General features: G+C 64.8%; 4 protein-coding genes and 1 pseudogene. 1 reads left to right on the top strand and 4 read right to left on the bottom strand.

Going from position 1 to position 4720, the window contains the following annotated elements:
- Nucleotides 1–389: 389 nt before the first annotated feature.
- A complete protein-coding gene (gene chrA / locus QZ269_RS12120; protein WP_291426964.1) occupies nt 390–1583 on the bottom strand; it encodes a chromate efflux transporter in 1194 nt (397 codons plus the stop codon).
- 469 nt (nt 1584–2052) lie between these two features.
- Between chrA and QZ269_RS12115 the strand changes: the two genes are divergently transcribed.
- Nucleotides 2053–2991: a magnesium transporter CorA family protein gene (locus QZ269_RS12115; protein ID WP_291426963.1), complete on the top strand. Its 939-nt coding sequence runs from the start codon at nt 2053–2055 to the stop codon at nt 2989–2991.
- Between the two features lie 46 nt (nt 2992–3037).
- Here the strand turns inward: QZ269_RS12115 and QZ269_RS12110 are convergent, their stop codons facing one another.
- The 3 genes and pseudogenes from QZ269_RS12110 to QZ269_RS12100 form a co-directional block, all read right to left on the bottom strand.
- Nucleotides 3038–3625: a DUF3105 domain-containing protein gene (locus QZ269_RS12110; protein WP_291426962.1), complete on the bottom strand. Its 588-nt coding sequence runs from the start codon at nt 3623–3625 to the stop codon at nt 3038–3040.
- 35 nt (nt 3626–3660) lie between these two features.
- A complete protein-coding gene (gene bshB1 / locus QZ269_RS12105) occupies nt 3661–4371 on the bottom strand; it encodes a bacillithiol biosynthesis deacetylase BshB1 (RefSeq protein WP_291426961.1) in 711 nt (236 codons plus the stop codon).
- A 52-nt stretch (nt 4372–4423) separates the two neighbouring features.
- Nucleotides 4424–4720: pseudogene (locus tag QZ269_RS12100) on the bottom strand (L-lactate dehydrogenase); the annotation flags it as partial.

Genomic DNA, 4720 nt, shown 5'->3' with positions numbered 1-4720 from the left:
CGCCGAACAGAAGCTCGGTTCCCACACTGATAATTTCTGCTATAGGCATAACAACCTCACTGAGTATAAGCGAAAACGGAACAAGATGCCAGAGGGAGACCGGGCTTCGCTGTGAAGTTCGCACTCTACTGGCCCGGCTGCTTTGCACAGCGCCAGCCAGGGACTTTGCCTATGCGGAACGCGGCTCAGGCTGTTGAGCTTGACGGTTCCCGACCTGCCCCGTTGTCTGCCCCGTTGTCCTGATACGAACTGCGCTCAATTCCGGCACACCTCGAAAAGCGCCGCCTGCGCCCTTGCCCGCCGCTCCCTACTGCGAAACCCGCGTCTTTTCCTGCTCGCCTCCACTTGGACTCAAGTCAACGCGGCGCGGGTTCAAGCGGCAGTCCGTATTAGAACACCACTGCCCCGAGCAGCGCACAGCCCAGCACCACGGCCCAGGCAGGCGCTCTGGCCGCAGTGAGGGCAGCGTAGGCCACCAGCGCCAGTGCCAGGTGCCGTCCCGAGTGAATGCCGGAGGTAAAGACCGGGTCGTACAGCGCCGCCAGGAGCAGGCCCACCACGCCCGCGTTCAGGCCGTTTAGGGCGCGGCGGGTGTCGGGCCGGGCCGCCAGACCTGCCCAGAAGGGGAGCGCCCCGAGCATCAGCAGCAGTCCCGGCAAAAACACGGCGACCGTGGCAATCAGGCTGCCCAGCGCCGGGGAAAGGCGCTGCTGGGCCGCTCCCAGATAGGTGGCAAAGGTGAACAGTGGCCCCGGCACCGCGTTGGCGGCTCCGTATCCAGCAATGAAGGTGTCGGCGCCGAGCAACTGCGGCACGAATCCAGCTTGCAGCAGGGGTAGAACCACGTGCCCGCCCCCAAAGACCAGCGCCCCCGCGCGGTAGGTCGTGTCGGCCAGGGCAAACGCTGGGCCCAGCGGGCGTAGCAGCGGCAGCCCCAGCAGCAGCGCCGCCCAGCCCGCCAGCAGGATCAGTCCGGTGCGGCGCGGCAAAGCGACCTTCAGCTGGCCGGGCAGCTGCCCGGCCCGAACCGTTGCCGTACCCGGCAGCCAGCGCCACCCGATCAGGCCGCAGAACAGCAGCCCCAGCAGTTGTGTCCAGGCGCCGGGAACAGTCAGTAACGCCGCTGCCGTGCCCAGCGTCAGGCCCACGCGCAGTTGCCCCGGTCGGCCTTCGCCCGCCACCAGACTGCCCCACATTCCAGCCACCGCCTGAGCGACCACCGCCACCGCCGCGACCTTCAGGCCCACCAGCCAGCCCGCGTGCCCGAGAGGCCCCAGCCGCGCCACGAGCAGCGCAAAGCCGAACATCAGCAGGGCGCTAGGCAGGGTAAAGCCCGTCCAGGCCGCTAGGGCGCCGGGCCAGCCTGCCAGCAGGAAGCCCGTGGCAAAGCCCACCTGGCTGCTCGCCGGACCCGGTAGAAACTGCGCCAGCGCCACCGTATCGGCGTACTGGGCGTCGCTTAGCCACCTGCGCCGCTCTACAAATTCGCTACGGTAAAACCCCAGGTGCGCGACCGGCCCACCGAACGAGGTCAGACCCAGGCGCAGAAAGGTTAAAAAGACTTCACTCACGGATACAGTCACCAGAACCTGAGTTTAGGGCCGTCATGTCAGCCCCGCTTCGCCTGGCGGGTGCATCCCACCCTACTGGTCATCACCGTGCTCAAAGCGTGTCCTGGGAAGCAGCTTTATAGGACGCTGCTGGCAGAAGTGGACTCGTGCCAAAAGGCGGCGCAGGGGTAAGTGGTACAGCCCGCAGAGGGGGGCGCGTGACTGGCACAGTCGAAACGGCCTCGCTTGCCACCCCTCCCATTTTGCTGGCCTTTTTGGTGGCCAGGCCCCCTGACCTGGCCCTTGTACTCTTTGCGTCCGGCCCGCTAGCATGACACGCTACGCCAGCAGGCCGCGCCTAAAGGAGGTGATGACGTGAATACCGAACATCTGGACCCCGGAGAACCGCCCAGTTTGCCCCCCACGCCATCCCTGTACCTGGAGGACGTATGCGTTATGTCTCAACCCAAATTCTGATTCAGGCGGCGCTGGCTGGTGGGCCGTGCTGACCTATTACCGCAGCATCGGCGGCAAGCTGACCACGCTGAGCAGCTATACCGAGGGCTGCTGGATCAATGCCGCAGCTCCAACCCCCGAGGAACTGGCCCGCGTAAGCCGCGAAACGGGCCTGGACCTCGACTACCTGTCTTACCCGCTCGACCCTGATGAGCGCTCCCGCTTCGAGCGTGATGAGGGCCAGCTGCTGATTATTATGCAGACCAGTTACCGCCTGCCCGAGGAAAGCGATATTCCTTACGACACGGTGCCGCTGGGCATCTTGCACACCGACCACTGCCTCGTGACCGTGTGCAGCCTGGAGGAAAATCCGGTCGTCAAGGACGTGCTCTCGGGGCTGGTGCGGCGCGTGAGTACCGTCAAGCGCAACCGCCTGACCTTGCAGCTGTTTTTGCGTAATGCTCAGCGCTTCCTGATCGACGTGCGCCAGATCAACAAGCGGGTCGACGCCATCGAGGACAAGCTGGAAAACAGCCAGCAAAACCGCGAACTGCTCGACTTGCTGAAGCTCGAAAAGAGTCTGGTGTACTTCATGACTGGTCTCAAGGCCAACGAGGCCATGATGGAGCGCGTCAAACGTGACCGCATCTTCGAGATGTATGAAGAAGATGCCGACCTGCTCGACGACGTGCTGATCGAGAATTTGCAGGCTATCGAAATGGCGACCATCGCCAGCAACATTCTGACCAGCATGGCCGGAGCCTTCGCATCTGTCATTTCCAACAATGTTAATCAGGTGGTCAAGGTGCTGACCGTAACCACCATCCTGGTCGCTATTCCTACGCTGGTCAGCGGCTTTTTCGGTATGAACGTGGAGGGCCTGCCGTTTCATAGCAATCCCGCCGGATTCTGGCTGGTCATGGCCGTCGCTACTGCGCTGGCCGGGGTTATTGCGTGGCTCTTTTACAAGTGGAAGATTTTCTGAAGCCTGTTTTCCAAAGCCTGTTTTTCAAGGCCTGGACGTGCTTGGGCTAGCGCGTTCCGTCGAAGCCGCCCGCGCAGCCTGCCCCGCTCTCGGGTGCGTCCTGGGCCAGGCCGTAAGTCTCAACGAATAGCCTGAGGTTCTCGTCGTCGGCGCTCTGGGCACTGACCTGGGCGTTCCAGACGGTCAGTACGATGGGTGCGGGCAGGTTCTCACGCGGCGAGAGCAGTGATAGGGCCGTCACGGTCTTCTTCGTTGGGGTTTTTTGCTGACTGCCCTCAGGTTGGGGCACCGTGACCTCGATGGGTGTTTTGAGCACGGCCACCAGTCTAGTCAGTTCGGTAGCGGCCAGTCCGGGCTGGTAGGTCGCCCAGACCGCGCCCCGCGCCAGAGTATGCACGGCGTACTCGTCGTAGATGGGAGCCGTATACGCGCCGCAGCTTTGCCACAGGGCGTTATAGGGGCCGCCCGCCGGGGGAGAGCCGGGGTAGTCCACCGAGCCGCTCCGAACGTCGCCCCCCTGATACTGGAAGGTTCGCAGGCCCACGATTTCCTTTTTCGGGGCGGGCGGGGTACAGGCGTTCAGGGCCAGGAGCAAAGGGGCCAGCAGCAGGGCGGTCGGGACGGCGCGGTACATCGGTCTCAGCTTAACGCCTGTATGCGGCGCGGCGGCTACAGGCTCGTAGGGTCCAGCAGCAGCGCGTCTTCGGCCTCGAACGGCTCGGCGTACTTCACGCGCAGCAGGGTGCCCCAGTAGGTCAGTCGTCCCTTGCGCCGCTCGATGATCTCGGGCGTCACTGTTTCGGAAACGTAACCGCCCGCAAACTGGCTGCGGTGAGCATAGATGGCCGCTTCCCAGGGGTCCATCACGTCGCCGATGTCCACCAGCACGTTGGCGCGGATGTCGGCGTTGCCCTGGTATTGCAGCACGCGCTGCACGCGCCAGGGTTCGCCCGCAATCTCGGCCTTTTTCAGCGACGCGAGGTGAATGGCCCGTTTAGCCAACTGATACGTCCCGAAGTGGTCGGGGTGGCGGTCGAGGTGGTGCGGCACAACCAGCACACGCGGCTGCACGGCCCGCAGCGCCCCGGCCAGTCCCTGCGCCCCCTGCGGCGTGTCGGCCAGGCCGCCATCGGGCAGGCCGAGTTGCCCGCGCCAGCTTAGGCCCATGATCTGGGCGGCCTCGGCGCACTCGGCTACGCGCTCCTCGGGGGTGCCCTGGGTGCCCATCTCGCCGCGTGAGAGTTCCAGCACGCCCACCGCTTTTCCGGCGCGGGCCAGTTTGATCAGGGTGCCGCCCGCGCCGATCTCGGCGTCGTCTGGGTGCGGCGCGAGACAAAGCCAGTCGAGTGGGCGAGGGCTGCCATAGATGGTCGTGAGCATGGCCGCATTGTGCGTCAAGTCGCCACGGCCTAGTTCAGGGCCGGGACAAGGCTTAGAGGCTGGACACTGCTTTCTTGAGCACCTCGGCACTGGCTTTGAGCGCCTGCTCTTCTTCTTGGGTCAGGTGGGGCATCACGGTGTCTTGCACGCCTCCCGCCCCCACGATGCGCGGCAAGCTCAGGCACACGCCGAATTCGGGGGTAGGGGCACTGACGGTCAGCACGGCGCGGCGGTCTCCCACAATGCGCTCGACGATGCGGGCCAGCGCCGCCCCGATGCCGTAGTAGGTGGCCCGCTTGCCCTCGATGATCGCGGCGGCGGCGTCGCGGGTACCCGCTTCGATCTCGCT

The sequence above is a fragment of the Deinococcus sp. genome (assembly GCF_018260405.1).
Lineage (GTDB): Bacteria > Deinococcota > Deinococci > Deinococcales > Deinococcaceae > Deinococcus.
The sequence above is the reverse complement of the archived record's forward strand: the minus strand, read 5'-3'. Positions and strand labels throughout refer to the sequence as shown.

What these genes read in the sequence shown, in the direction of transcription:
- bshB1 (WP_291426961.1), bottom strand. Translation starts at nt 4,371, where the DNA reads ATGCTCACGACCATCTATGGCAGCCCTCGCCCACTCGACTGGCTTTGT.
- QZ269_RS12110 (WP_291426962.1), bottom strand. Translation starts at nt 3,625, where the DNA reads ATGTACCGCGCCGTCCCGACCGCCCTGCTGCTGGCCCCTTTGCTCCTG.